At 65.9% G+C, this 25,365-nt stretch carries 26 protein-coding genes; 11 read left to right on the forward strand and 15 right to left on the reverse strand.

Annotation, left to right across the window (positions count from 1 at the left end; all coding sequences use genetic code 11):
- Positions 1 to 67 precede the first annotated feature (67 nt).
- Both GGQ80_RS04185 and eno read right to left on the reverse strand, forming a co-directional pair.
- Positions 68 to 406 (reverse strand): FtsB family cell division protein, encoded by a 339-nt coding sequence (locus tag GGQ80_RS04185; protein WP_246346850.1) that lies wholly within the window; start codon positions 404 to 406, stop codon positions 68 to 70.
- 14 nt (positions 407 to 420) lie between these two features.
- The gene (gene eno, locus GGQ80_RS04190) at positions 421 to 1,701 is read right to left on the reverse strand and encodes a phosphopyruvate hydratase (RefSeq protein WP_183982639.1); all 1,281 of its coding nucleotides are present in this window, start codon (positions 1,699 to 1,701) and stop codon (positions 421 to 423) included.
- Between the two features lie 135 nt (positions 1,702 to 1,836).
- Here eno and GGQ80_RS04195 point away from each other — a divergent pair, with 135 nt between their 5' ends.
- Genes GGQ80_RS04195 through GGQ80_RS04215 form a run of 5 tightly spaced genes read left to right on the forward strand, consistent with a single transcriptional unit; the run spans position 1,837 to position 3,657 of the window.
- Positions 1,837 to 2,352, forward strand: a complete 516-nt coding sequence (locus GGQ80_RS04195) for a hypothetical protein (RefSeq protein WP_246346852.1) — start codon at positions 1,837 to 1,839, stop codon at positions 2,350 to 2,352.
- A 36-nt stretch (positions 2,353 to 2,388) separates the two neighbouring features.
- Positions 2,389 to 2,691, forward strand: coding sequence for a phage holin family protein (locus GGQ80_RS04200; protein ID WP_343050827.1), 303 nt, complete (start codon positions 2,389 to 2,391; stop codon positions 2,689 to 2,691).
- Positions 2,688 to 2,987 (forward strand): DUF3618 domain-containing protein, encoded by a 300-nt coding sequence (locus tag GGQ80_RS04205; protein ID WP_343050828.1) that lies wholly within the window; start codon positions 2,688 to 2,690, stop codon positions 2,985 to 2,987. The genes GGQ80_RS04200 and GGQ80_RS04205 overlap by 4 nt, the downstream gene beginning before the upstream one ends.
- Positions 2,980 to 3,372, forward strand: coding sequence for a hypothetical protein (locus GGQ80_RS04210; protein ID WP_183982641.1), 393 nt, complete (start codon positions 2,980 to 2,982; stop codon positions 3,370 to 3,372). Before GGQ80_RS04205 ends, GGQ80_RS04210 begins: the two co-directional genes overlap by 8 nt.
- A 51-nt stretch (positions 3,373 to 3,423) precedes the next feature.
- A complete protein-coding gene (locus tag GGQ80_RS04215) occupies positions 3,424 to 3,657 on the forward strand; it encodes a DUF4170 domain-containing protein (RefSeq protein ID WP_183982642.1) in 234 nt (77 codons plus the stop codon).
- 7 nt (positions 3,658 to 3,664) lie between these two features.
- On the opposite strand, the gene GGQ80_RS04220 is transcribed toward GGQ80_RS04215, so the two are convergent.
- The 4 genes from GGQ80_RS04220 to carA form a co-directional block, all read right to left on the reverse strand.
- Positions 3,665 to 4,447 carry an APH(3') family aminoglycoside O-phosphotransferase gene (locus tag GGQ80_RS04220; RefSeq protein WP_183982643.1) on the reverse strand — a complete coding sequence of 261 codons (783 nt, stop codon included), beginning with the start codon at positions 4,445 to 4,447 and terminating at the stop codon, positions 3,665 to 3,667.
- Between the two features lie 40 nt (positions 4,448 to 4,487).
- Complete coding sequence (gene greA, locus GGQ80_RS04225; protein ID WP_183982644.1) at positions 4,488 to 4,964, reverse strand: transcription elongation factor GreA; 477 nt, start codon at positions 4,962 to 4,964, stop codon at positions 4,488 to 4,490.
- A 73-nt stretch (positions 4,965 to 5,037) separates the two neighbouring features.
- Positions 5,038 to 8,370, reverse strand: coding sequence for a carbamoyl-phosphate synthase large subunit (gene carB, locus GGQ80_RS04230; RefSeq protein WP_183982645.1), 3,333 nt, complete (start codon positions 8,368 to 8,370; stop codon positions 5,038 to 5,040).
- A gap of 59 nt (positions 8,371 to 8,429) precedes the next feature.
- The gene (carA, locus tag GGQ80_RS04235; RefSeq protein ID WP_183982646.1) at positions 8,430 to 9,611 is read right to left on the reverse strand and encodes a glutamine-hydrolyzing carbamoyl-phosphate synthase small subunit; all 1,182 of its coding nucleotides are present in this window, start codon (positions 9,609 to 9,611) and stop codon (positions 8,430 to 8,432) included.
- 103 nt (positions 9,612 to 9,714) lie between these two features.
- Here carA and GGQ80_RS04240 point away from each other — a divergent pair, with 103 nt between their 5' ends.
- From GGQ80_RS04240 to GGQ80_RS04260, 5 genes are all read left to right on the forward strand, one after another.
- Positions 9,715 to 10,167, forward strand: coding sequence for a GatB/YqeY domain-containing protein (locus tag GGQ80_RS04240; RefSeq protein ID WP_183982647.1), 453 nt, complete (start codon positions 9,715 to 9,717; stop codon positions 10,165 to 10,167).
- A 60-nt stretch (positions 10,168 to 10,227) separates the two neighbouring features.
- Entirely contained in the window at positions 10,228 to 10,617 is a 390-nt protein-coding gene (locus GGQ80_RS04245; protein ID WP_183982648.1) for an endonuclease domain-containing protein, read from the forward strand.
- A complete protein-coding gene (gene dnaG / locus GGQ80_RS04250) occupies positions 10,617 to 12,485 on the forward strand; it encodes a DNA primase (protein ID WP_183982649.1) in 1,869 nt (622 codons plus the stop codon). Before GGQ80_RS04245 ends, dnaG begins: the two co-directional genes overlap by 1 nt.
- On the forward strand, positions 12,485 to 14,521 hold the full coding sequence (gene rpoD, locus GGQ80_RS04255) for an RNA polymerase sigma factor RpoD (protein ID WP_183982650.1): 2,037 nt from the start codon (positions 12,485 to 12,487) through the stop codon (positions 14,519 to 14,521). Before dnaG ends, rpoD begins: the two co-directional genes overlap by 1 nt.
- A 112-nt stretch (positions 14,522 to 14,633) precedes the next feature.
- Positions 14,634 to 16,124, forward strand: a complete 1,491-nt coding sequence (locus GGQ80_RS04260; protein ID WP_183982651.1) for a class I SAM-dependent methyltransferase — start codon at positions 14,634 to 14,636, stop codon at positions 16,122 to 16,124.
- A 68-nt stretch (positions 16,125 to 16,192) separates the two neighbouring features.
- Here the strand turns inward: GGQ80_RS04260 and rplS are convergent, their stop codons facing one another.
- Genes rplS through GGQ80_RS04280 form a run of 4 tightly spaced genes read right to left on the reverse strand, consistent with a single transcriptional unit; the run spans position 16,193 to position 17,958 of the window.
- Positions 16,193 to 16,585 carry a 50S ribosomal protein L19 gene (gene rplS / locus GGQ80_RS04265; protein ID WP_183982652.1) on the reverse strand — a complete coding sequence of 131 codons (393 nt, stop codon included), beginning with the start codon at positions 16,583 to 16,585 and terminating at the stop codon, positions 16,193 to 16,195.
- Between the two features lie 5 nt (positions 16,586 to 16,590).
- Positions 16,591 to 17,316: a tRNA (guanosine(37)-N1)-methyltransferase TrmD gene (gene trmD, locus GGQ80_RS04270; RefSeq protein ID WP_183982653.1), complete on the reverse strand. Its 726-nt coding sequence runs from the start codon at positions 17,314 to 17,316 to the stop codon at positions 16,591 to 16,593.
- Complete coding sequence (locus GGQ80_RS04275; RefSeq protein WP_343050830.1) at positions 17,313 to 17,696, reverse strand: type II toxin-antitoxin system VapC family toxin; 384 nt, start codon at positions 17,694 to 17,696, stop codon at positions 17,313 to 17,315. Before GGQ80_RS04275 ends, trmD begins: the two co-directional genes overlap by 4 nt.
- Positions 17,683 to 17,958, reverse strand: coding sequence for an AbrB/MazE/SpoVT family DNA-binding domain-containing protein (locus GGQ80_RS04280; protein WP_183982654.1), 276 nt, complete (start codon positions 17,956 to 17,958; stop codon positions 17,683 to 17,685). Before GGQ80_RS04280 ends, GGQ80_RS04275 begins: the two co-directional genes overlap by 14 nt.
- 32 nt (positions 17,959 to 17,990) lie before the next feature.
- On the opposite strand from GGQ80_RS04280, the gene GGQ80_RS04285 reads away from it, so the two are divergent.
- A complete protein-coding gene (locus GGQ80_RS04285) occupies positions 17,991 to 18,917 on the forward strand; it encodes an NAD(P)/FAD-dependent oxidoreductase (RefSeq protein ID WP_221364186.1) in 927 nt (308 codons plus the stop codon).
- 71 nt (positions 18,918 to 18,988) lie between these two features.
- Here GGQ80_RS04285 and clpX read toward each other — a convergent pair whose 3' ends face one another.
- From clpX to tig, 5 genes are all read right to left on the reverse strand, one after another.
- The gene (gene clpX / locus GGQ80_RS04290; protein ID WP_183982655.1) at positions 18,989 to 20,254 is read right to left on the reverse strand and encodes an ATP-dependent Clp protease ATP-binding subunit ClpX; all 1,266 of its coding nucleotides are present in this window, start codon (positions 20,252 to 20,254) and stop codon (positions 18,989 to 18,991) included.
- Between the two features lie 351 nt (positions 20,255 to 20,605).
- Positions 20,606 to 21,292, reverse strand: a complete 687-nt coding sequence (locus GGQ80_RS04295; RefSeq protein WP_183982656.1) for an ATP-dependent Clp protease proteolytic subunit — start codon at positions 21,290 to 21,292, stop codon at positions 20,606 to 20,608.
- Between the two features lie 55 nt (positions 21,293 to 21,347).
- Positions 21,348 to 22,589: a glycosyltransferase family 4 protein gene (locus GGQ80_RS04300; RefSeq protein ID WP_183982657.1), complete on the reverse strand. Its 1,242-nt coding sequence runs from the start codon at positions 22,587 to 22,589 to the stop codon at positions 21,348 to 21,350.
- Positions 22,586 to 23,518 carry a glycosyltransferase gene (locus GGQ80_RS04305; RefSeq protein WP_183982658.1) on the reverse strand — a complete coding sequence of 311 codons (933 nt, stop codon included), beginning with the start codon at positions 23,516 to 23,518 and terminating at the stop codon, positions 22,586 to 22,588. The genes GGQ80_RS04300 and GGQ80_RS04305 overlap by 4 nt, the downstream gene beginning before the upstream one ends.
- 125 nt (positions 23,519 to 23,643) lie before the next feature.
- Positions 23,644 to 25,314: a trigger factor gene (tig, locus tag GGQ80_RS04310; RefSeq protein ID WP_183982659.1), complete on the reverse strand. Its 1,671-nt coding sequence runs from the start codon at positions 25,312 to 25,314 to the stop codon at positions 23,644 to 23,646.
- Positions 25,315 to 25,365 lie beyond the last annotated feature (51 nt).

A 25,365-nucleotide genomic window follows, 5' to 3' on the forward strand; every position in this document is an offset into this window, starting at 1 on the left:
GTCCGATGAACCGCCCCTTTATCCTAGTCCGTCATGCTGAATTCGTTTCAGCATCTCGGTCGATAAGTCATTGGTTTCCCAGCGGAACGATCACCTCATCCGGGTGCGCAACATTCAGCTCCTTGCGGACCATCTCGTCGACCATGTCCGGGTTGGCATGATCCGGATCGAGCAGCGCGACCCGGTTCTTCAACACCGTCCGCTTGGCGTCGAGCGCGGCATAGTCCTTCTCGCGCTTCACCAGTTGCCGCTTGTAATCGCCATAGGCCAGGATGCCGTTGGGCCCGAGCACCGCATAGGCGCCGAAGAACGCCATCAGCACCAACCCCGCCGCGGGCAGTGCCGCCCGGCGCAGCGTCTTGCCGAGTGCCGATCCCTTGGTGATCCGCGTCTTCGTCGCTTTCATCGCCCCTGGTCCCTTCAGCGCTTCCGCAGCACGTCGCGACCGGCATAGCGCGCAATCGAGCCCAATTCCTCTTCAATTCGAATGAGCTGGTTATACTTCGCCAACCGGTCCGACCGCGCCAGGCTGCCCGTCTTGATCTGACCGCAGTTGGTCGCGACCGCCAGATCGGCGATCGTCGCGTCCTCGGTCTCGCCCGACCGATGGCTCATCACCGCGGTATAGCCCGACCGCTGCGCCAGGCTGACGGCGTCCAGCGTCTCGGTCAGCGTGCCGATCTGGTTGACCTTCACCAGCAGCGAATTGGCGTAGCCGCCATCGATGCCGCGCTTCAGTCGCTTGGGATTGGTGACGAACAGGTCGTCGCCGACCAACTGGACGCTGTCGCCGATCAGATCGGTCAGCGCCTTCCAGCCCTCCCAGTCGTCTTCACCCATACCGTCCTCGATCGAGAAGATCGGATAGCGGCGGGTGAGGTCCGCCAGATACTCGGCCATCGCCCCGCTTTCGAGCGACTTGCCCTCGCCGGCGATCTCGTAGCGACCGTTCTTGTAGAATTCTGTGGCGGCGCAATCGAGCGCCAGCATCACGTCGTCACCCGGCGTATAGCCCGCCTTCTCGATCGACTGCATGATGAAGTCGAGCGCCTCGGTCGTCGACGCGATGTTCGGTGCGAAACCGCCCTCGTCGCCGACACCGGTCGCCAGCCCCTTGTCGTGCAACGCCTTCTTCAGCGTGTGGAATATCTCCGACCCGCACCGCACCGCCTCAACGATATTGTCGGCGCCAACGGGCACGATCATGAATTCCTGGAAGTCGATCGGATTGTCGGCATGCTCGCCGCCGTTGATGATGTTCATCATCGGCACCGGCAGGACATGCGCATTGACCCCGCCGACGTAGCGGTACAGCGGCAGCCCGCGCGCATCCGCCGCCGCCTTCGCCACCGCCAGGCTGACGCCCAGGATCGCGTTGGCGCCCAGCCGGCCCTTGTTGTCGGTCCCGTCCAGCTCGATCATCGCCGCGTCGAGATCGGGCTGGTCCTCCGCATCGAGCCCGACGACCGCCTCGGCGATCTCGTCATTGACCGCCTCGACCGCTTGGTCGACGCCCTTGCCGCCCCAGCGGCTCTTGTCGCCATCGCGCTTCTCGACCGCCTCGTGCGCGCCGGTCGAGGCACCCGAGGGCACCGCAGCGCGGCCGAAGCTGCCGTCCTCCAGCAGCACGTCGACCTCCACCGTCGGGTTGCCACGGCTGTCGAGGATTTGGCGCGCGTGGATGTCGATGATTGCGGTCACGTAACGGTGCTCCTAGATCGGGTGGTGCTCGCGCCGGCTCTATCGCCCCCGTCCGCAGGCGGCAATCGCCAGCGGCGGGGAACAACGCCTTGCCCGGCGGGGTTGTTGGGCAACTTATCGAGGAGGGCTCACCCCATGGCCGACAATGATCTCAAACCGCTGGGCAGCAGCGATCTCGACACACCACCCGCCGGTGCCAGTTTCCAGCCGGCGGAGCCGCTGAAGAACGCCGGCGTCGAATTCTCGTCGGCTGCCGATGACGCCTCCAGCCGAGCGGCGGACGCGAAGCAGGCGCTCAAGGACGGCGCCCAGAAATATTCGGAGCAGGCGACCGACCGCATCCGTACCCTCGCCGATACCGGTAAGGAGCGCGCCACGGGTCAGCTCGATCAATTCTCGCAGCTGCTCAATGATGCTGCAGCCCAGGTCGACGACAAGCTGGGCGCCCAATATGGCGACTACGCGCGTTCGGCCGCCAATGCGGTTTCGAGCTTCTCCGCCGATCTGCGCAACAAAGATGTGGATCAGGTCTTCGACGACGTTCGCGAGCTGGTGCGCAAGAGCCCCGGCGTCGCCGTCGGCGTCGCCGCTGCGCTCGGCTTCGTCGTCGCGCGGCTGGTGCAGGCCGGCCTCGACAGCGACCGGGCCTGACGCGCCTTGGCTGGTCTTGCGCCGACGGAGGAAAAGGTGGCGACGCTCGTCTCGCGACTGGTCGACGAGGCCCGGTCTTTGGCCGGCGCCGAAGTCGAGCTAGTAAAGGCTCGTATCGGCGCCAAGACATCCGCCTATAAAAGCGCGATCGTGTTCTTCGCCATCGCCGGCGTGCTGGCGCTGGGGGCGTTCATCGCCCTGCTCGTCGGGTTGATCCTGTCGCTCGCCACCGTGATCGGCCCCGGATATGCGACGCTCGTGGTCGTTGGCGTGACGCTGGTGGTAGCCGGCGTGCTGGCATTGATCGGCAAATCGCGCCTCGGTGGGGCGAAGCCGTGAGCGGTGGCATCGATCCTCACCAGCGGCTTGCCGAGGCAGAGGCACGGGCAATTGCCGCGCGTGAACAGCTGACCGGCACGCTGAATCAGCTCCAGGAGCGCCTCAATCCCAAGCTGCTCGCCGAACGTGCCGCACGCGAAGCGGCCGACGCCGGTTCCAAGGCGGCGCGGGTCGGCGTCGAAACCGCACGGCGCAATCCGGGCGCGGTCGCTGGCCTGTCCGCCGTCGCCGGCCTTTTTCTCGCGCGGCACCGCATCGCCGACCTCTTCTCACGCAAAGGAACTACCGATGCCTGATACCACGATCCATTCCGACCATCCGCAGCTTCATGACGCCGCCGACCGCGCGCGCGAGGCGGCTACCCAGGCCCGCCAAAGCATCGAGTCGAACCCGCTTGCCGTCGTCGCCGGCGGCCTGGCCGTCGGTGCGATCGCCGGTGCCCTGCTTCCCCGCTCGTCCAAGGAAAAGGAACTGCTCGCACCGCTCGGCCGCCAGCTCGGCGAGCGCGCGCGTGCCGCCGTCAGCGCGGCGCGAGAAGCGGGCAAGACCGAACTCGACCAGCTCGGCATCAGCAAGGGCGCGGCCAAGGATCAGGCACGCGGTCTCGCCGATGGGCTGGTGAAGGCGCTGTCGAGCGCCGGTAGCGCCGCGGCGAAGTCGGCGGCTAAGCGTAACGCGTGAATCGACGACGCGGGGTTCACCCCCGCGTCGCCCCGCGCTAAGGGGCCGCGCATGAGCAAGCTGCATCTCGTCTTCGGCGGCCGCGTGTCGGACCCCCGAACGCTGGAATTCGCCGACCCCTCGTCGCTCGAGATCGTCGGCATCTTCCCCGACTATGCCAGTGCCGAAAAGGCGTGGCGTGCCGCCGCCCAGCGCACCGTCGACGACGCCGAGATGCGCTTCGTCGTGGTCCACCTTCATCGTCTGCTCGAACCCGACCTGCTGTCGCCGCCCAGCGCTTCGTAGGACTTGGCTAGAACATCTCGTCCAGGCAGCGGTGGAAATCCAGCCGCTGCAGGTCGAGCGTGTCAATGCCATAGGCGCTGACGAAGCGAGCGGCATGGCTGTCGCCGAATTCGCGCAGGTTCTGCCACAGGATGGCGATGTCCTGGTACGGATCGGCAACGCCCATCCGCCCGACGTCAATGCAACCCGTCACGCGACCCGCATCGTCGATCAGCACATTGCCGAGCGAGAAATCGCCATGGGTTACGACCCGCTCGTACGACCCTGGGCGTAGACACATCAACTCATCCCATAGCCGCTCGGCGGACCAGCCCTCGTGATCGTCGTCGAAATCGTCGAGGTCGACCGCACCCGCCGTCATCCGCCGGCGCGCCGCCGCCAGTCGAACGCCAGCCCCGGCATCGAACGGACATTCGTCGACCGGCAGGGCGTGAAGCTGGCGCAGAAAGCCGGCGAGGGCGTCGATCACCATCGGCAGCGTCGTCGGATTGTGCTCGATCCAGTCATCGCCCGTCCGGCCGGCAACAGCGCCGGTCAGCAGCCACGCCTCGCCAGCGGCCCGAACGAAATGGATCGGCTCGGCGCATGGCACTCTGCCCTGCAGCCACGCCAGCCGATGCGCCTCGTCGGCGACGTCGACGGCAATGTCGCCGATCCCATGCTTGAGGTAACGAACGCCGCCGTCGCTCGCGGTGAGGCGGAGCACGGTTGCCCCCGCCTCGCCAGCAAGCACGGGGTCAACGGCGCAATTGGCGATCAGCTCGGTCAGGGAAGGCGGTAGACCGATCACGACGCGGTCACCCGTGCAGCCTCGACCGGACAGCGCCTGGTCAGATGAACTCGATCTTGTTGACGACGTAATAGCGATCGCCGGCAGGCACCGACACCTCGACCTCGTCCTCGACCCTGCGCCCGATCAGGGCGCGACCCAGCGGCGAATTATAGCTGATCCGCCCGGTCTTCGCATCCGCCTCGGTCTGGCCGACGATCTGATAGCGCACCGGCTTGTCGTCGTCGTCGAGCAGCGTGACGGTGGCGCCGAATACCACCTTGTCGCCCGACAGATCCTTCGGATCGATGATCTGCGCGCGGCTCAGCTTGTCCTCGATGTCGGCGATCGACGCCTCGATCTGGCCCTGCCGCTCCTTCGCCGCATGATATTCGGCATTTTCCGATAGGTCGCCGTGGGCGCGCGCTTCCTCGATCGCATCGACGATGTGCGGCCGTTCCTCTTTCAGACGCTTCAGGTCCGCATTGAGCTTTTCATAGCCCTCCTGCAGCATCGGCATCTTCTCGACGGTCGCCATGGTAAAGTCCCCAAATTCCTGCCCCGCGCGGGTTTCGTTTAACCCGCCCGCACCTCACGCCATTATGTCGGGATCAGTCGTGCGACTGTCCATAATAAGATTGCAGGGAGCGGACTTCAAGCGACCGAGTCGCCGCGGCGACGATCGCCCGCGCCGCCTGGACGCTGGCCGGTGCCGTGGTGAAGTACGGGATCTTGCGCGACAGCGCCTGGGCGCGAATCGGCTGCGAATCCTTCAGGCTCTGCCAACCCTCGGTCGTGTTGAAGATTAGGTCGACGTCGCCGTCCGCGATCCGGTCGACGATGTGCGGCCGCCCCTGTGCGACCTTGTTGACCCGCTCGATTGAAAGGCCCGCCCGTTCCAGGTGATCGGCGGTGCCGCCGGTCGCCAGCACGCGAAAGCCATGCCCGATCAATTCGCGCACCGCTAGAACGATCTGCGGCTTGTCGCCGTCCTTGACGCTGACGAACACCGTGCCGCCATCGGGTAGCACCGTTGAGGCCCCAAGCTGCGACTTGGCGAAGGCGGTGGTGAAATCGGGATCAATGCCCATCACTTCACCCGTGCTCTTCATCTCCGGTGACAGCACCGGATCGACGCCAGGGAAGCGGGCGAAGGGGAACACCGCTTCCTTGACCGCCCAATAATCGATGTCGCGATCGATCGCCGGCAGGTCCTTCAGCTTCTCGCCCGCCATCACCCGCGCCGCAATCTTTGCGATCGGTGCGCCGATCGCCTTGGCGACGAAGGGAACGGTGCGGCTGGCGCGCGGGTTCACCTCGATCAGATAGACCTGGCCGTCCTTCACCGCGAACTGGATGTTCATCAGTCCGACGACGCCCAGCGCTCGCGCGAGCGCATCGGTCTGGCGCTCGATCTCGGCAATCACCTCGGGCGGAAGGCTGTACGGCGGAATCGTGCAGGCGCTGTCACCCGAATGGACGCCGGCTTCCTCGATATGCTGAAGAACGCCCGCCACCACGACGTCGTCGCCGTCGCAGATCGCATCGACGTCCACCTCGATCGCATCGCGCAGATACTGGTCGATCAGCACGGGGCTGTCGCCGGACACCTGCACCGCGGTCTGGATATAGTCGTCGAGCTGCTGAAGGCTGTCGACGATCTCCATCGCCCGCCCGCCCAGCACATAGCTCGGCCGCATCAACACGGGGTAGCCGATCCGCTCCGCCGCCGCGACCGCCTCGTCCCGGCTGCGCGCCAGGCCGTTGGCCGGTTGCTTCAGGCCCAGCTTGTTGACCAGCGCAGCGAAACGCTCGCGGTCCTCGGCGAGATCGATCGCATCGGGGCTGGTGCCGAGGATCGGGATACCTGCCTTCTCCAGGGCGCGCGCGAGATTGAGCGGGGTCTGGCCACCGAACTGCACGATCACGCCGACCAGCTCGCCCGCCGTCTGCTCGACGCGCAGAATCTCCAGCACGTCCTCGGCGGTCAGCGGCTCGAAATAGAGGCGATCCGACGTGTCATAGTCGGTCGACACCGTTTCCGGGTTGCAGTTGACCATGATCGTCTCGAATCCCGCGTCCGCCAGCGCGAAGCAGGCATGGCAGCAGCAATAATCGAATTCGATCCCCTGCCCGATCCGGTTCGGCCCGCCGCCCAGGATCACGATCTTGCGACGATCACTCGGCTGTGCCTCGTCTTCCGGCTCGCCGAAGCTAGGCGCCTCATACGTCGAATACATGTACGGCGTCTTCGCGTCGAACTCAGCCGCGCAGGTGTCGATCCGCTTGAACACCGGACGTACGCCCAGCTTCAACCGATGCTCGCGCACCTCGTCCTCGGTGACGCCGCCCGTCATCGCCTTGACGACTTCGTGGATCAGCCCAGAGCCGCGCGCGATGCCGCGCGACATGCCGCGCAGGTTCGCCGACTGCAGCGCCAGCCAGGCGAGCCGCTTGTCGGAGAAGCCCATCGCCTTCAGCCGCCGCATACCCGCCGCGTCCTGCGGCAGGCCCTGGTCCATCACCTCAGCCTCAGCGGCAACGATCGCCGCCATCTGCTCGAGAAACCAGGGATCGTACTTCGCGAGCGCATGCACCTCGGCAACGGTGAAGCCTTCGCGCAGCGCCTGCGCCGCGACGAGCAGACGGTCGGGCGTCGCTCGCGCCAGTGCCGCCTCGATCTCGGCGCGCGGCGCGCCGACGAGACGGTCGACGACGTTGAAGCCCGACAGCCCCGTCTCGAGGCCGCGCAGCGCCTTCTGGACACTCTCGGCAAAATTTCGTCCGATCGCCATCACTTCGCCGACGCTCTTCATCGCGGTCGACAGGATCGGCTCGGCACCCTTGAACTTCTCGAAGGCGAAGCGCGGGATCTTCGTCACCACGTAGTCGATCGTCGGCTCGAAGCTCGCGGGCGTCGCGCCGGTGATGTCGTTGGTGATCTCGTCGAGCGTGTAGCCGACCGCCAGTTTCGCTGCGACCTTCGCGATCGGGAAGCCGGTCGCCTTCGATGCCAGCGCCGACGACCGCGACACGCGCGGATTCATCTCGATGACGATCAGGCGGCCGTCCTTCGGGTTGACCGCGAACTGAACGTTCGAACCGCCTGTCTCGACGCCGATTTCCCGCAACACCGCGATCGATGCGTTGCGCATGATCTGGTATTCCTTGTCGGTCAGCGTCAACGCCGGCGCGACGGTGATCGAATCGCCCGTGTGGACGCCCATCGGATCGATATTCTCGATCGAGCAGATGATGATGCAATTGTCCGCGCGGTCGCGAACCACCTCCATCTCATATTCCTTCCAGCCGAGCAGTGATTCCTCGATCAGCACCTCGGTGGTCGGCGACGCGTCGAGGCCCTTGCGGACGATCTCGATGAACTCTTCGCGATTATAGGCGACGCCGCCGCCGGTCCCACCCAGCGTGAAGCTGGGTCGGATGATCGCCGGCAAGCCGACCTTCTCCAGCCCTGCCAGCGCCTCCGCCTCGGTATGCGCGATCGCCGAGCGGGCGCTTTCGAGCCCGATCTTGTCCATCGCGTCGCGAAACTTCAGCCGGTCCTCGGCCTTGTCGATCGCGTCCGCATCGGCGCCGATCATCTGAACGCCGTACTTCTCCAGCGTGCCGTCGCGAAAGAGGGCGAGCGCGGTATTGAGCGCGGTCTGCCCGCCCATTGTCGGCAGGACGGCATCGGGCCGTTCCTTCTCGATGATCTTGGCGACCACCTCCGGCGTGATCGGCTCGACATAGGTCGCGTCCGCGCCTTCCGGGTCGGTCATGATCGTCGCCGGGTTCGAATTGACCAGGACGATGCGATAGCCCTCCTCGCGCAACGCCTTGATCGCCTGCGTGCCCGAATAGTCGAATTCGCACGCCTGGCCGATGACGATCGGCCCCGCGCCGATGACGAGGATAGTGGAGATGTCGGTGCGTTTTGGCATGTGTTTCCGCCGAAAAGCTGATGGCCGCGTAGGGCAAGGAATCGAAGGGGAAGGTTGCCTTACGGCCGTGGTTCATGTCGCAACGAAGTTACGAACTTCTCGAACAGATACAGGCTATCCTGCGGCCCCGGGCTCGCCTCCGGGTGGTACTGCACGCTGAACGCCTGTCGGTCGGTCAGTTCCAGCCCGGCGTTCGAGCCGTCGAACAGCGACACATGCGTCTCGCGCGCATTGATGGGCAGGCTGTCGCGTTCGACCGCGAAGCCGTGGTTCATGCTGGTGATCTCAACCGCGCCATCGGCGACGCGCTTGACCGGATGGTTGGCACCGCGATGGCCCTGGAACATCTTGGTCGTCCGCGCACCCACCGCCAGCGCGAGCAGCTGGTGGCCGAGGCAGATGCCGAACAGCGGCTTACCCGTCTCCAGCATCTGCCGGATCACCGGCACGGCGTACTCGCCGGTTGCGGCTGGATCGCCGGGGCCGTTCGACAGGAAGAAGCCGTCGGGGTTCAGCGCCATGATCTCGTCGAAGGTCGCCGTCGCCGGCACCACGCTGACCTTCGCGCCAGCCTCGGCAAGGTTGCGGAAAATGTTGAACTTGCTGCCATAGTCGACCGCCACGACATGCGGGCGCTCGCCGCCCTCTGCCGCGCCATAGCCGAAGCCCAGCCGCCAGATGCCGCCCTCCCAGCCGCCGTGCGTCTCGCGCGTCACGTCCTTGGCGAGGTCCATGCCCTCCAGCCCCGGCCAGCCGCGCGCCATCTTCAGCAGCAGGTCGATGTCGAATTCGCCGCTCGGCGAATGAGCCACGACGCCGTTGGGCGCACCGCCCGCCCGGATCCGCCTGGTCAGCGCGCGGGTGTCGATGCCGGCGAGGCCGATGCGCGTATGGCGCTTCATCCAGCCCGACAGATTCTCCGTCGCGCGGAAGTTCGACGGCGCGGTCGGATCCTCGCGCACGATCATCCCCAGCGCATGCGGCTGGTCCGCCTCGACGTCGTCGGGGTTGACGCCGACGTTGCCGATGTGCGGGAAGGTGAAGGTGATGATCTGCCCCGCGAAGGACGGATCGGTCATGATCTCCTGGTAACCGGTCATCGCGGTGTGGAAGCACACCTCGCCGACCGCCTGCCCCTCGGCGCCGAAACCTCGGCCCCACGCGATGTCGCCGCTGGCGAGGACCAGGACGCCGGTAGCCCCATCGGGCTTGGGCGCGTGCGAAGGCGTGGCGTCGGCCATTGCGGGCGGGGACTCCTGAATTGGGTTGGCGATGTCGCTAAGCCGTGGCCGCTAGACCCCCGCCCCCCTCGCGTCAACCGGGAGAGGTCGCTATCGGAGCCACATGATTCGAGACGACATCAAGTCCGCCCAGATCGCCGCCATGAAGGCCGGCGACAAGGAAGCCCGCGCCGCGATCGGCCTGATCCAGGCCGCGATCAAGAACCGCGACATCGAGGCGCGCACCCAGGCGCCCGTCGCCGACGACGACGCGCTGGTGGTCGAAGTGCTTCAGAAAATGGTGAAACAGCGCCGCGAATCGATCGCGATGTACGAACAGGGCAACCGCCCCGAACTCGCCGCCGCCGAAGCTGCCGAGGTCGCGGTGATCGAACGCTTCCTGCCCCAAGCGATGAGCGAGGACGAGACCAAAGCCGCGATCGAGGCGATCAAGGCGGAACTCGGTGCGACCGGCATGAAGGACATGGGCCGCGTCATGGCCGAGCTGAAGGCGCGGCATGCGGCGAATCTCGATATGAGCAAGGCGAGTGGGTTGGTGAAGGCGGCGTTGTCGTAAATGGCCGCCGCTGCTCCCCTCCCGCTTGCGGGAGGGGCTGGGGGAGGGCATGTCGGGAACATGCGGGACAATGGCTATGACCGCCCCACTGCGCGTTCTCGAGAACTCCGCGCGAACATGACCGACGCCGAGCGTCGCTTGTGGTCACATCTGAGCGCGCGAAAGATTGCTGGCGTCCGGTTCAACAGGCAGTTTCCGATCGGACAATTCATTTGCGACTTCGCTTCTCGTGGGGCGAAGCTGGTCATCGAGGTCGATGGCGGTCACCACGCCCTTGCGGAGCACGAGGATGCCGAGCGCACGCGGTTCCTCGAATCGCACGGGTATCGCGTCATTCGCTTCTGGAATAACGATGTGATGACCAATGTGGATGGCGTGGTCGCGGAGATCGATCGAGTGCTTGCGGACATGCCCTCCCCCAACCCCTCCCGCAGGCGGGAGGGGAGTTAGTGTCCCTCTCCCCCCAATTCTTAGACGAACTGCGCGCCCGCACGTCGCTATCCGCGCTCATCGGCAAGACGACCAAGCTGCAAAAGGCCGGTCGCGAGTACAAGGGCTGCTGCCCGTTCCACAACGAAAAGACGCCCAGCTTCTACGTCAACGACGACAAAGGCTTCTATCATTGCTTCGGCTGCTCCGCGCATGGCGATGCGATCCGGTGGATGACCGACCAGCGCGGGCTGCCCTTCATGGATGCGGTGAAGGAACTCGCCCAGGCCGCCGGCCTCGACGTCCCTGCCCCCGATCGCCGCACCGCCGAGAGGGCGGAGCAGGCCAAGGGCCTGCACGACGTCATGCAGGCCGCCGCCGACTGGTTTACGGCACAGCTGGGTGGGCTGGATGGGGCAGCGGCTCGCGACCTTCTCGCCCGGCGTGGCATTTCCGACGCCACTGCCCGCGCCTTTGGCTTCGGCTTCGCGCCCGACAGCCGCGGCCGGCTGCGTACCGCGCTCAAGGAGTTCGGCGACGCGATGCTGGTCGAGGCCGGGCTGCTGATCCAGGTCGAGGGCAAGGAGCCCTATGATCGCTTTCGCGGCCGCCTGATGATCCCGATCCGCGATCCGCGCGGCCGGGTGATCGCGTTCGGTGGTCGGATCATCGGCGAGGGCGAGCCCAAATATCTGAACTCGCCCGATACCCCGCTCTTCGACAAGGGCCGCACGCTCTACAACCTCGATCGCGCCGCCCCCGCATCGCGCAAGGCGAACCGCGTGATCGTGGTCGAGGGCTATATGGACGCGATCGCGCTGGCGCAGGCGGGGATCGGCGAGGCGGTCGCGCCACTCGGCACCGCGCTGACCGAAGCGCAGCTCGAGCGGCTGTGGCGGATGGTCGACGTGCCCCTGCTCTGCTTCGACGGCGACGCCGCGGGCCAGAAGGCCGCCCTACGCGCGGCTCACCGCGCGCTACCGATGCTGGAGCCGGGCCGCAGCCTCGCCTTCGCCACCCTGCCTGCCGGGCAGGATCCGGACGACCTGATCCGCAGCGGCGGCCCCGGCGCCATGGAAACGGTGCTGCATGCGACGCAGCCGCTGGTCGACCGGTTGTGGTGCGCCGAGCGCGACGCGGAGCCGCTCGATACGCCCGAGCAGCGTGCCGGTCTGAAGCGCCGCTTGTCCGATCTTGCCAGCCAGATCGCAGAAGCGTCGGTAAAATACGAGTATCAGGCCGATTTCCGCCGACGCTACGACGAGCAATTCGCCGCGCCGCCGCGCCGCGCGTTCACGCCGTTCGAACGCCGCAAGCCCGGCGAGAAGTGGAAGCCGCCGCCTGCCCCCGTCACCGCCGACGCCAAGGCGGTTCGCGCGGCGGGGATCGATCGCGTGCTCGCGAAGGCGGTCTTGGCCGGTCTGATCCGCCATCCCGCTGAAATCGCCCGGCACATGGAGGTACTTGGCAGCCTTCAGCTGGCCGATGGGGCACTTGGCCGGCTATTCGAGGCTGTCGTCGACCTTGCACTTGAGGATCGCGCGCTTGATAGCGACCGCCTCGTCACCATATTGGCGTCATCCGGTTTCGATTCAGTCGCGAGCGATTTGCTGAGAGCCGATACGATGCCCTATTCGTTCACGCAAAGTGCCGGCGACCCGGAGCGTGCGCGGATCGACCTCGACGAAGCGATCGCCATCATGGTCGCTCGTCCGGAGGTAGATGCCGCGCTCGTCGAAGCGACCCGCGCGATGCAGGCCAAGTTCACTGACGAAGCCTTTGAACGACAAGTGGCATTGGTGAGAGAGAAACAGGCGTTGGACGAACGGCTTGCAAATCTGTGTCAGGCCAACGAAGACGCCCGAGCATTCGGACCCGAGGGCAATTGATGGCGAAGGCGAACATGACGACGGATACGGCTGAGGCACCTGAAGCGGGCGATGCACCGCTCATCGACCTCAACGATGCGTCGATCAAGAAGCTGATCGCGCGCGCGAAGAAGCGCGGGTACATCACGTACGACCAGCTGAACGAGGCACTGCCGCAGGACCAGATGTCTTCCGACCAGCTCGAAGACGTCATGTCGGCGCTCAACGAAATGGGCGTCAACATCGTCGAGAACGAAGAGCAGGGTGAGGACGGCGAGTCCGAGGAGCAGGACGACGATACCGCGGAGGCGCCCGACGGCGAAGCCGATGGCGCCGCGCCCGCGCTGGAGACGAAGAAGAAGGAGACGGTCGATCGCACCGACGATCCCGTCCGCATGTACCTGCGCGAGATGGGCGCGGTCGAGCTGCTATCGCGCGAGGGCGAGATCGCCATCGCCAAGCGGATCGAGGCCGGTCGCGACACGATGATTCTCGGCCTGTGCGAATCGCCGATCACCTTCAACGCGATCATTGACTGGTCGACCCAGCTCAACGAAGGCACGATGCAGCTGCGCGAGATCCTCGATCTCGACGCGATGCTGTCGAAGGGTCCGTCGGCCGAGCAGGTCGAAGGCGCCGAGGACGATGATTCGGGCGAGATCAGCGAAAGCGCCGCCGGTCCGTCGTTCAAGGAAGAAGACGACCTCAAGGAAGAGGCGTCGACCGACGACGAAGACGACATGACCGAGCGCCGCGCGCCGCGTCCGTCCGACGACGAGGAGGAGGACAACACCCTCAGCCTGGCGCAGATGGAAGAGACGCTCAAGCCGCAGGCGCTCGAGAAGTTCGCCAACATCACCGCGATCTACAAAAAGTTCGCGAAGGTTCAGCAGCAGCGGCTCGAGGCGATGGCCGGCGGCGGCGAGCTGTCGAGCGCCGACGAGCGCAAGTATCAGAAGCTGCGCGAGGACCTGACCGCCGAGGTTGAAAGCGTCCAGTTCCACAACCAAAAGATCGAGTTTCTGGTCGACCAGCTCTATGCATTCAACCGGCGCCTGACCGCGCTGGGTGGCCAGATGCTGCGCCTCGCCGAGCGTCACAAGGTGCCGCGCGCCGACTTCCTGAACCGTTACGTCGGGCATGAGCTCGACGAGAACTGGCTGCCGTCGGTCGGCAGCGTCGACAAGAAGTGGGGCAATTTCGTCGCGAACGAGGCCGACGCGGTCGATCGCATCCGCGTCGAGATCAGCGAGATCGCCCAGCAGACGGGCATGGCGCTCACCGAATTCCGCCGCATCGTCAACATGGTGCAGAAGGCGGAGCGCGAGGCGCGCATCGCCAAGAAGGAGATGGTCGAGGCCAATCTGCGCCTCGTCATCTCGATCGCGAAGAAGTACACCAACCGCGGGCTTCAGTTCCTGGATCTGATCCAGGAAGGCAACATCGGCCTGATGAAGGCGGTCGACAAGTTCGAGTATCGCCGCGGCTACAAGTTCTCCACCTACGCCACCTGGTGGATCCGTCAGGCGATCACGCGATCGATCGCCGATCAGGCGCGCACGATCCGTATCCCGGTCCACATGATCGAGACGATCAACAAGCTGGTCCGCACCAGCCGCCAGTTCCTTCACGAACAGGGCCGCGAGCCTACGCCCGAGGAGATGGCGGAGCGCCTGAGCATGCCGCTCGAAAAGGTGCGCAAGGTGATGAAGATCGCCAAGGAGCCGATCAGCCTCGAGACGCCGATCGGCGACGAGGAGGATTCGCACCTCGGCGATTTCATCGAGGACAAGAATGCGGTCATCCCGGTCGACGCCGCGATCCAGGCGAACCTGAAGGAAACGGTTACCCGCGTCCTCGCCTCGCTGACGCCGCGCGAGGAGCGCGTGCTGCGCATGCGATTCGGCATCGGCATGAACACCGATCACACGCTGGAAGAGGTCGGCCAGCAGTTCTCGGTGACGCGCGAGCGTATTCGCCAGATCGAGGCCAAGGCGCTGCGCAAGCTCAAGCACCCGAGCCGCAGCCGCAAGATGCGCAGCTTCCTCGACCAGTGACGGCGCCGGCTTCCCTCTCCCGGCGGGAGGGGGAAGCGGTCAACGCCCGGCGATGCGCATCGTCGTTATGATGACGACACGTTAACCATCTTCACCTACGCTGAGACCATTCATGGTCCAGCCCCCCGTCGACACCGTCATCGCCACTGCCCAGCAGCATCTTGCCGCCGGGCGGGTCGGGGAGGCCGCCCAACTCCTTTCGACGGCAGTATCCGACGCGCGCCCCGAAGCCGCCGCCGCGCTGGCACCGTGGCTGGCGAAGGCACTCGGTACGATCACCCCGCCGGGCTATCATCCGCGCTTCGAGGCCGACCTGCTCGCCTGCTTCGCGCTGCCGGCCGACCATCAGCTCCTCGCGCGTACGACCTCGCGGCTGCTGCTCCACAAATATCATGGCGACATTGCCGGCAATCCGACCGCCGCCGCCGACGACCGATTGCTCGCCGCCTTCCTGACTCGCTGTCTCAACGTCGATCCGATGATGGAGCGATGCCTGATTGCGCTGCGCGACGTCGCCACCGCGCCGTGGCTGGTGTCGGCCCTGGCGCTTCAGGCGGAGGCCAACGAGTATATCTGGCCGGCGGCCGCGGCGCTGCCCAAACGCCCCGTGCCGCGGGCGATGTACGAGCGTCCCGTCGACCAGCGGGGCTTACCACCGTTGCTGATCGATCGCTTCTTCGCCGAACGCGCGCGCGAGGCAGAATTGGCTGAAGCGATCCCCTCGTTCGCCGACTGGGGCGGCGATGTCTCGGCAGCGGTGCGTGAACATTACGAGGCAAACCCCTATCCCCGCTGGCAGGCGCTACCAACCGCCGGCGGATCGCTGACGGACTTCGTTCGCCGATTGCCGGGGCTGGCCGATTTCCCCCCGCCCCGACATCTGCTCGTGGCGGGCTGCGGCACGGGCTATGAGGCGATCCATCTCGCCGTCACCAATCCCGATGCCGCAGTCACCGCCGTCGACCTCAGCCGCGCCGCGCTGGGCTATGCAGCGCGCAAGGCCGGCGACGCGGGTGTCGCCATCGACTGGCGCCAGGGCGACATCCTCACGCTGCCGCAGACCGGCATTGCCGCCGATGTCGCGACCAGTACGGGCGTCATCCACCATATGGCCGATCCGGCTGCCGGGCTCGGCGCCATCGCCGCCGCGGTCCGGCCGGGCGGCCTCGTCCGCGTGGCGGTCTATAGCCGCGCCGCCCGCGCGATCGTCGCGCTCGCCCATGATCTCATCGCCGAACGCGGCTGGCGGCCCGACCTCGACGGTATTCGCGCGCTGCGCAGCCATATCCTCGCCCTGCCCGCCACCGATCCCCTCGCGCTGCTCCGCCACAGTGACGATTTCTATTCGGCGAGCGGCTGCCGCGATCTGCTGTTCCATCAGCAGGAAACGCTGTTCGACCTGCCCGGTTTATTGGCAATGGTGCGCGACCGGGGCTTGGAGCCCTTGGCGCTCGACATCGACATGTCGGCGGCCCGCCTCTATGCCACCACCTTCCAGGCTCTGCCCGATCGAGCGGCGTTCGATCGATGGCACATGCTGGAGCAGCGGCATGCGGGCCTGTTCGCCGGCATGTATCATCTCTGGTGCCGCAAGCCCGGCTGAACTGGCACGACGAAAAAGGGCGCGGAAGCCATCGCCTCCGCGCCCTTTTCAAGCGGCTGTAGAGCCGATTACTCGGCGGCCGCGGTGCCCTTGGCCGGACGCGTGTCGCGGCGCTCGGCGATACGCGCCGACTTACCGGTGCGGCCACGCAGATAGTAGAGCTTCGCGCGACGGACGGCGCCCTTGCGGACGACCTCGATCGAATCGATGTTCGGCGAATAGAGCGGGAAGACGCGCTCGACGCCCTCACCGAACGACATCTTGCGCACGGTGAAGCTCGAACCCATGCCCTTGTTGGCGCGGGCGATGCAGACACCCTCGTAGTTCTGGACGCGCGTACGCTCGCCCTCGACCACCTTCACGCCGACCTTCAGCGTGTCGCCGGGACGGAACTCGGGGATCTGACGGCTGGCGGTCAGCTTCTGGATCTGCTCGGCCTCGAGCTGCTGGATCAGGTTCATCGCATTCAGTCCTTCTCGCGCCGCGCGCCAGAGGGAGGCTTGACCCGAGCGCCCTCGTGGCGCTCCCAAAGGTCCGGCCTCCGTAGCCGTGTATCGGTCTCGGCCATGGCCTGGCGCCATGCCGCGATCCTCGCATGATCCCCCGATCGCAGCACTTCGGGGATCGTGCGCCCTTCCCATGTCACTGGTCGGGTATAATGCGGATATTCTAGGAGGCCGCTTTCGAAGCTCTCCTCGTCACCGCTAGAAGCCGCGCCCATTACGCCAGGGAGCAGCCGAATGCAAGCATCGAGCAGCACCAGCGCCCCCATCTCGCCGCCCGACAACACATAGTCGCCGATCGACACTTCCTCGATCGCGCGCGCCTCGAACAGGCGCTGGTCGAAGCCTTCGAACCGGCCGCACAGCACCGTCACGCCGGGCCCCGCAGCCAGTGCCCGGACCCGATCCTGCGTCAGCGGCGCCCCGCGCGGTGTCATTGCAATGACAGGCCGCTCGTCGGCCACCGCATCGACCGCCGCCGCGATGATATCGGCGCGCAGCACCATCCCCACCCCACCGCCTGCCGGCGTATCGTCGACCGTGCGATGGCGATCGGTCGCAAAGTCGCGGATCTGCACCGTCTCGCACGCCCAGCGCCCGTCGCGCAGCGCCCGCCCCGCCAGCGATACGCCGAGCGGGCCTGGAAACATCTCGGGATAGAGCGTCAGGATCGTCGCGCGGAAGGTCATCGGGTCCAGTTCTCGACCCTCAGGCCGGGGATATCGGCGAAATCGCACTCGTTGTTGGTCACCAGGGTCAGGCCAAGACTGACGGCATGCGCGGCGATAAGCCGATCGAAGCTTCCACGCCGAAACGGCAGGCTGGTGTATGAGATCGCCGCGGCATCATCGAATGGCAGTGGGCGGATGATGCCGAACAGGCGACTGGCCTGCTCGACAACCTCTTGTCGACGTGCTCCGATCATCACCTCGGCATAGGCGATCGCCGAAGTGACGATGCTGCCCTCGTCGCATGCCTCAACCCGAGCTGCCAAGGTAAGCGACGTCCCATTGATGAGATAGATGCAGCTATTGGAGTCAAACAGGAAAAGCGGCTCAGCGCGGGTCACGCAATAACTTCCCATCCCAATCCAGTTCGCGGTCGTCAAACGCCCGATCGTCGGCACCTAGCGCAGCCAGCTGCGGGATAGAGCCGAAAATGCCTGTAAGATCGATCTTGCGGGGCCTAGCATCGACCTTCTCCAGTTCGATCTTGCCGTTCTGCTCCCGCATCGACAGCTCTTGCCCTACTTCGAGACCCAACGCCTTCGGTATCCGCACGGCAACCGAGTTGCCCGATTTGAACACCTTCGCGCGATATTCGTTACCCATGGCCGGCCTCCGTATACACGGGATGTATATACATGGATGAAGACGCGCAAGGCATCGACGATTGCATCATTGTCGGTGCGGGTCCCGCGGGCTGGACGGCGGCCATCTATCTGGCGCGCTTTCACCTTCGCATCCGCCTGTTCGACTGCGGATCGAGCCGCGCTGCACTCATCCCCTGCACCCATAATCATGCCGGCTATCCCGACGGGATCAGCGGGATCGACCTGCTCGCCCGAATGCGTGCGCAGGGCGAACGCTATGGCGCGGTACGGGACGCGGTCCGGGTTGACGCGATCGAGCGCGATGGCGAGGACTTCGTCGTCGCCGCCGCCGGCCGCCGCCATCGGGCCCGCACCGTCCTGCTCGCCACCGGGGTCGTCAACCATCGCCCCGACATGCCGGCCGACCTGCACGACCGCGCGCTGGCGAGCGGCCTGTTACGCTACTGCCCGATCTGCGATGGCTATGAGGTCACCGACAAGCGCATCGGCGTCATCGGCACCGGCGAGCATGGCATGAGGGAGGCGCTGTTCCTGCGCGGCTATACCCGTGACGTCACGCTGATCGCGCCCGATGCCGACCATCGGCTCGACGCGGATTGCGCCAAGGCAATGGACGACGCGGGCATCGAGCGCGTCGACGGCCCGTGCGGCGGCTACGCTATCGAGAGCGGGCGCATCGCGATCGACACCACCCGGGGCCGGCTGGCATTCGACAGCATCTACCCGGCCCTGGGATCGCATATCCGCTCCGAACTGGCCGTCGCTGCCGGTGCCCGGGCAAGCGACGAGGGCTGCCTCGAGGTCGACGATCATCAACGCACCAGCGTCCCCGGCCTCTTCGCCGCGGGAGACGTCGTGAAGGGCCTCGACCAGATCAGCCATGCAATGGGAGAGGCCGGCGTCGCCGCCACCACGATCCGCAACCTGCTGGCGGAGCGGTCGCCGCTCCGTCGCTGATGGTCACGAACGACGAACCGCCGGCCCTGCCGTAACAGGACCGGCGGCCAAACCCCTTACGATGCCGGACGTCAGGCGGCGTCGCCGGCCTTCTTCTTCTCGGCATAGACGCGGATCGGCTCCTTGCGGCCCTCGACCACGTCCTTGTCGATCATCACCTCGTCGACCCCATCCATGCCCGGCAGGTCGAACATCGTGTCGAGCAGGATCGCCTCGAGGATCGAGCGCAGGCCACGAGCGCCCGTCTTGCGCTCGATCGCCTTCTTAGCGACCGTCGTCAATGCATCGTCGGTAAAGTCGAGCTCGACGTCCTCCATCTCGAACAGCTTCTGGTACTGCTTGACCAGCGCATTCTTCGGCTCGGACAGGATCTTGACCAGCGCGGTCACGTCCAGATCCTCGAGCGTCGCGATCACCGGCAGGCGACCGACGAACTCCGGGATCAGGCCGAACTTCAGCAGATCCTCGGGCTCGGTCTGGCGCAGATACTCGCCCGTCCGCTTCTCCTCCGGCGCCGCGACATAGGCACCGAAGCCGATCGACTTGCCCTGCAGGCGATCGCCGATGATCTTCTCCAGCCCGCTGAACGCACCACCGCAGATGAACAGGATGTTGGTCGTGTCGACCTGCAGGAATTCCTGCTGCGGATGCTTACGCCCGCCCTGCGGCGGCACCGAGGCGGTGGTGCCCTCCATCAGCTTGAGCAGCGCCTGCTGCACGCCTTCGCCCGACACGTCGCGTGTGATCGACGGATTCTCCGCCTTGCGGCTGATCTTGTCGATCTCGTCGATGTATACGATCCCGCGCTGCGCCCGCTCGACATTATAGTCGGACGCCTGGAGCAGCTTCAGGATGATGTTCTCGACGTCCTCACCGACATAGCCGGCCTCGGTCAGCGTCGTCGCATCGGCCATCGTGAACGGCACGTCGAGGATTCGCGCCAGCGTCTGCGCCAGCAGGGTCTTACCGCAACCGGTCGGCCCGACCAGCAGGATGTTCGACTTCGCCAGCTCGACGTCGGCGCCCTTGGCACCATGGTTGAGCCGCTTGTAATGGTTATGCACCGCGACGGAGAGCACGCGCTTCGCCTGCTTCTGGCCGATGACATAGTCGTCGAGGACGTCGCAGATTTCCTGCGGGGTCGGCACGCCGCCGTCCTTCTTGCTGACCAGCGCCGACTTCGTCTCCTCACGGATGATGTCGTTGCACAGCTCCACGCACTCGTCGCAGATGAACACGGTCGGCCCGGCAATCAGCTTGCGCACCTCGTGCTGCGACTTCCCGCAGAACGAGCAATACAGGGTGCTCTTGCTATCGCCGCCACTCAATTTGGTCATTTAATCACCTTGATCACGCCGACACACCTCGCGGTCTCGCATCCGCTTGCAGCTGGGTGGCCCGGAACGGGCAATATGGCCCCGGTCCATAGCTTAGACAAGCACATCTAGGCCTAAACACGCCGAGCCGCCGGCCGACCCGTCGAACGATAAAGCGATTCGTTGGGAAAGGCGTTAAGGCCGCTGCGAGACTCATGGGGCCACCTGTCCCGGCATGGGGCTGCCGTTGCCCTTGTCAACGACGGCGCCAGCGCCTTGCTCCAAATACCGAAAGCCTCGCCGCTCTCGGACATGAATGGGGGCGCCCGACGGTTGGTTCCGCCAAGCGCCCCATCATCATCCAGCGAAGCCTCAGGCCGCCTGCGCTTCCTCGCTCGGAGCGGGGCGCTTGTCGAACACCTCGTCGATCAAGCCGAACTCCTTGGCCTCCTCGGCGCTCATGAACTTGTCGCGGTCCATCGCGCGCTCGATCTCCTCGAGCGGCTTGCCGGTGTACTTGGCATAGAGCGTGTTGAGGAAGTGGCGCATGCGCAGGATCTCGCGCGCCTGAATCTCGATGTCCGCGGCCATGCCCTGGGCGCCGCCCGATGGCTGGTGGATCATGATCCGGCTGTTGGTCAGCGCCACGCGCATCCCCGGCTCACCGCTGGCGAGCAGGAACGAGCCCATCGACGCCGCTTGGCCCACGCACACCGTGCCGACGCGCGGGCGGATGTACTGCATGGTATCGTGGATCGCCATGCCCGCCGTGACGACGCCGCCCGGCGAGTTGATGTACATGAAGATGTCCTTCTTCGGGTTCTCGGACTCGAGGAAGAGCAACTGGGCGGTGATGAGGCTGGCCATGCCGTCCTCGACGCCGCCGGTCACGAAGACGATCCGCTCGCGTAGCAGGCGGGAGAAGATGTCGAACGAGCGCTCGCCGCGGTTCGACTGCTCGATGACGATGGGGACGAGCCCGGCCCGGGTCGGCTGCATGCCGATGCCGGCGGATGCCAGGTGGCCTGCAAAGTCGCCGGTCTCGAACGGATTGTGCATTGTGGTCTCTCTTATGCCCAGAAGGGTTTCAACATCGCGTGTCGCTCGGCGCACTTCAAGGGCGAAGCGGTGGAAGGCCCCGCGCGGTGAGCACCCTGTCGTAGATGCCGATCCACGCCTTCGCCAATCGGGGCCAGATGAATCCCGCCGCATCAGCGCGTTGCCGGGCCGCCTGGCCCAGGCGGTTCGCCAACGCAGGCTCGGCGGCAAGGCGTGTCATCGCTGCCGCCAGCGCCGCGATGACGCCCTCCTCGTCGGTCGGCTCGATCAACATGGCGCTGTCGCCGTCGAGCAGTTCCGCCGCGCCGCCCCAATTCAACGCGACGATCGGCAATCCCAACAGCATGGCTTCCTGGATCACGATCCCGTTGGCCTCTGCGAGCGAGGGATAGACGAAGCCGCGATAACTGCGCAGTCGGTCGAACAGCTCGGGACCATTGGGAACCCAGCCGACGAACGTCACGCGTTCGGCGACGCCAAGGTCGCTGGCCAGCCGTTTCAACGCCGCCTCTTCCTCGCCGCCGCCGACGACGTCGAGCGCCAGTTCATCGGACGGTGCCGCGGCGAGCGCGCGGATGGCGAGGTCGCATGCCTTGTAGCGGACGAGGCGGCCGAAGAAGACGAAGCGCCCGCTCCGTCCCTCGTGGACGACCGGAGCATAGCCCTCGAGCCGCGCCGCGACGCCGCTATCCAGCGTATCGATCAGGCGATCGCCGCGCAGGCCGGCATAGCCCAGCGCCGTCCGCGTCCGTGCTCCGCCCGATACCAGCAGCGCGTCGGCGCGATGCTTGCCGCGAGCGAACCGCGACATCAGCCACTGCGTCGCCCGGAAACCGCGTCGCTTGACCAAGGAGAAGCGTCCCTCCCGATGCCGGAATCCCGGCGGATGGAAGATGTTGCCGTTGATCGGCCCGATGACCGATGGCGCGCCCGGAATAGGCAGGTGGGGGAATACCGGACTGATCGGGCTAGTGGTGTGGACGATCGCTACGCCCGGCTCGCGCGCCACGCGACGAGCCACAAGATTGAGCGCAATCGCTTCGACGATGTAGTTGATCCAGGACCCCGGCATCGCGCGGAAAAGCCAAGCCTGAAATGCGCTGTCGCGAACGAAGCGGAAATCGAGTTCGGGGTAGTCGCGGGTCAGCTCGTCGCGGCATCGTTCGTGAACGACCTGGACGACGTCATATCCATCGGCGTGAAGTTGCCGAAGCAGCGACAGAGCCTTGATCGCCTCGCCACCCATCCGCGACGACAGATTCGGCGCTACCAGCAGGATGACCTGGCGCTCGTTCATGCGCCCGGGGCCGCGAACGACAGATACGCCAGCCGCCGAACCTCGCGTCGGCCGCGGACGACGGTATCGAGGATGAGGCCGGCGAAGAAGCTGAGCGCTGCGACGATGCCTAGCCCCGTCACCAAAATCGCAGTCGGAAAGCGAGGCACCAGCCCGGTCGCGGCATAGGTCACCGCGAGCGGCACGGCGAGCACGACCGCCATCGCCACCAGCGCTGCGGCGATGACGCCGAAAAACAACAGCGGGCGTTCGATCCGGTACAGCGTCACGATGGTCGACAAGATGCGCCAGCCATCGCCATAAGTCGACAGCTTCGATGCCGAGCCTTCGGGCCGCGCGAAATACGGTGTCTCGACCTCGGCGCACGGCATCCGCAGTTCCAGCGCGTGGACGCTGATCTCGGTCTCGATCTCGAAACCGCTCGATAAAGAGGGAAAGCTCTTCACGAAGCGTCGCGAGAAAACCCGGTAACCCGACAGGATGTCGGTAAAGCTTCGTCCAAACAGCCGCGCCAGCATCCCCGTCAGCAACGCGTTGCCGAACCGATGGCCGCGGCGATAGGATGCCTCGACCTGGCTGATCCGGCTGCCCACGACCATATCGAGTTGCTCGTCCAAAAGTCGACCGACCAGCGATGGCGCCGAAGCCGCGTCATAGGTCGCGTCGCCGTCGGCCATCACATAGACATCCGCGTCGATATCCGCGAACATACGCCGGACGACGGCGCCCTTGCCTTGCACTCGCTCGTGCCGAACGACGGCGCCGGCCGCTGCGGCGACCTCGACGGTGCGGTCGCTGCTATTGTTGTCGTAGACGTAGATGCGCGCCCCGGGCAGCGCGGCGCGGAACCCCGCCACCGTTTGCGCGATCGCCGCTTCCTCGTTGTAGCAGGGCAGCAGGACGGCGATGTTCGGTCCCGCTTGGATCACGCCTTCCCCCTGCCCCCGCGCTCATGGCGCTGTACGCGTCCACTTCTCTATCACCGGTAAAGACCGGACCCCACCCGCAGACGGCGGCGGAAAGGGTGAGAGTCGCCCCTCACCCCCAACCGATCTTACGCGTCGGCGGCCTTCTTCTTCGCGGCCGGCTTCTTCGCGGCCTTCTTCGGCGCGTCGGCGGCTTCGGTGCCCTCGGCGTTCTCCGCCGCGACAGGCGAGCTTTCGGTCACCGCGGTCTCGGCCTCGACCGGGGCGGCGGCCTTCTTGGCGCGCGGCTTCTTCGCCGCGGGCTCGACCTCGGCCGCGGCGTTGTCGTCCTGCGCGACCGGCTTGGCTGCCGCCTTCTTGGCGGGCCTGGCCTTCGCCTCGCCCTCGGCGGCCGGCTCCGCGGCCTTCTTGGTCGACTTGCGTGGCTTCGGCTTGTCGTGATCATGGCTGTGCGTGCCGGTCGCGAAGCCGTCTTCGCTCTCGATCGCGGCTTCCAGCTCCTCGCGGGTCGACTCGCGATCAGTAATCTCGGCCTTGCCGAACAGGAAGTCGACGACCTTGTCCTCATAGAGCGGCGCGCGCAGCTGGGCGGCCGCCATCGGCTCCTGCTGGACATACTGGATGAAGCGCTGGCGATCCTCGGGGCCGTACTGCTGCGCGGCCTGCGCGATCAGACGGTTCATCTCCTGGTTCGACACCTCGACGCCGTTCGCCTGGCCGATCTCTGACAGCAGCAGGCCCAGACGTACGCGGCGCTCGGCGATCTTGCGATAATCCTCGCGCTCGGCCTCCATCTCGGCCAGCGCCGCCTGCGGGTCGGCTTCGTGGGTCGCCTCGTGCTGCAGCTGATGCCAGATCTGGTCGAACTCGGCGTCAACCATCGACGGCGGGACTTCGAAATCATGGCCCGCGGCAAGCTGATCGAGCAGCTTGCGCTTCATATGCGTGCGGGTGAGCCCGTTGTGCTCCTGCTCGATCTGGCCGCGGATCAGGCCACGCAGCTGCTCCAGGCTCTCAAGACCCAGATTTTTCGCCAGATCCTCGTTGATCTCGCTTTCGCCCGAGGTTTTCACCGACTTGACCGTCAGGTCGAACGTCGCCGGCTTACCCTTGAGCGTGTCGACGTTATAGTCGTCGGGGAAGGTGACGTTGATCGTCTTCTCGTCGCCCGCCTTCACGCCGACCAGCTGATCCTCGAAGCCCGGGATCAGTCGACCCGAGCCGATCTCGACCGACATGTCGCTACCGGTGCCGCCGTCGAAGGCGACGCCGTCGACCTTGCCGACGAAATCCATGGTCACCAAGTCGCCACTGGCCGCAGCGTGGCCCTCATCGGCATCGTTCCAGGCCTTCGACTGGTCCGCGAACATCTTCAGCTGCTCGTCGACCGCCTCGTCGGCGACGGGCACGGTCAGCCGCTCCAGCGTGATGCTGTCGATCGCCGGCGTCGGCACGGTCGGCAGCACTTCGAGCGTCACCTTGATCTCGGCATCCTTGCCGGGGGCATAGTCGCCGACCAGCTCGACCTGCGGCTGCATTGCCGGGCGCAGCTGCTCCTCGCTCATCAGCGACTGGATGCCCTGCTGGATCGCGCTGTTGAGCGCGTCCTGGGCCAATGCCTCGCCATGCATCTTGCGGATCAGGTTGGCGGGAACCTTGCCGGGGCGGAAGCCCGGCATCCGCACCTGCGGCGCCATCCGCTTCACCTCGCTATCGACCTTGGCGTCGATGTCCTTGGCGGTGATGGTCAGCGTGTAGGCGCGCTTCAGCCCCTCGTTCAACGTCTCGACAGTCTGCATCATGGGCCTTTTACGAAAGGAGGAATTTCGATCGGCAATCCTCGTCCCGGG

Origin of the sequence: Sphingomonas jinjuensis (assembly GCF_014197105.1) — a bacterium.
In the GTDB taxonomy this organism is placed as follows: domain Bacteria; phylum Pseudomonadota; class Alphaproteobacteria; order Sphingomonadales; family Sphingomonadaceae; genus Sphingomonas; species Sphingomonas jinjuensis.

Bases quoted from the DNA above. Each gene is read 5' to 3' on its own strand.
- GGQ80_RS04185 (WP_246346850.1), bottom strand. From the start codon at position 406: ATGAAAGCGACGAAGACGCGGATCACCAAGGGATCGGCACTCGGCAAG.
- GGQ80_RS04195 (WP_246346852.1), top strand. From the start codon at position 1,837: ATGGCCGACAATGATCTCAAACCGCTGGGCAGCAGCGATCTCGACACA.
- GGQ80_RS04210 (WP_183982641.1), top strand. From the start codon at position 2,980: ATGCCTGATACCACGATCCATTCCGACCATCCGCAGCTTCATGACGCC.
- GGQ80_RS04215 (WP_183982642.1), top strand. From the start codon at position 3,424: ATGAGCAAGCTGCATCTCGTCTTCGGCGGCCGCGTGTCGGACCCCCGA.
- greA (WP_183982644.1), bottom strand. From the start codon at position 4,964: ATGGCGACCGTCGAGAAGATGCCGATGCTGCAGGAGGGCTATGAAAAG.
- carB (WP_183982645.1), bottom strand. From the start codon at position 8,370: ATGCCAAAACGCACCGACATCTCCACTATCCTCGTCATCGGCGCGGGG.
- carA (WP_183982646.1), bottom strand. From the start codon at position 9,611: ATGGCCGACGCCACGCCTTCGCACGCGCCCAAGCCCGATGGGGCTACC.
- GGQ80_RS04240 (WP_183982647.1), top strand. From the start codon at position 9,715: ATGATTCGAGACGACATCAAGTCCGCCCAGATCGCCGCCATGAAGGCC.
- GGQ80_RS04245 (WP_183982648.1), top strand. From the start codon at position 10,228: ATGCGGGACAATGGCTATGACCGCCCCACTGCGCGTTCTCGAGAACTC.
- rpoD (WP_183982650.1), top strand. From the start codon at position 12,485: ATGGCGAAGGCGAACATGACGACGGATACGGCTGAGGCACCTGAAGCG.
- GGQ80_RS04260 (WP_183982651.1), top strand. From the start codon at position 14,634: ATGGTCCAGCCCCCCGTCGACACCGTCATCGCCACTGCCCAGCAGCAT.
- rplS (WP_183982652.1), bottom strand. From the start codon at position 16,585: ATGAACCTGATCCAGCAGCTCGAGGCCGAGCAGATCCAGAAGCTGACC.
- trmD (WP_183982653.1), bottom strand. From the start codon at position 17,316: ATGACCTTCCGCGCGACGATCCTGACGCTCTATCCCGAGATGTTTCCA.
- GGQ80_RS04280 (WP_183982654.1), bottom strand. From the start codon at position 17,958: ATGGGTAACGAATATCGCGCGAAGGTGTTCAAATCGGGCAACTCGGTT.
- GGQ80_RS04285 (WP_221364186.1), top strand. From the start codon at position 17,991: ATGGATGAAGACGCGCAAGGCATCGACGATTGCATCATTGTCGGTGCG.
- clpX (WP_183982655.1), bottom strand. From the start codon at position 20,254: ATGACCAAATTGAGTGGCGGCGATAGCAAGAGCACCCTGTATTGCTCG.
- GGQ80_RS04295 (WP_183982656.1), bottom strand. From the start codon at position 21,292: ATGCACAATCCGTTCGAGACCGGCGACTTTGCAGGCCACCTGGCATCC.
- GGQ80_RS04300 (WP_183982657.1), bottom strand. From the start codon at position 22,589: ATGAACGAGCGCCAGGTCATCCTGCTGGTAGCGCCGAATCTGTCGTCG.
- tig (WP_183982659.1), bottom strand. From the start codon at position 25,314: ATGCAGACTGTCGAGACGTTGAACGAGGGGCTGAAGCGCGCCTACACG.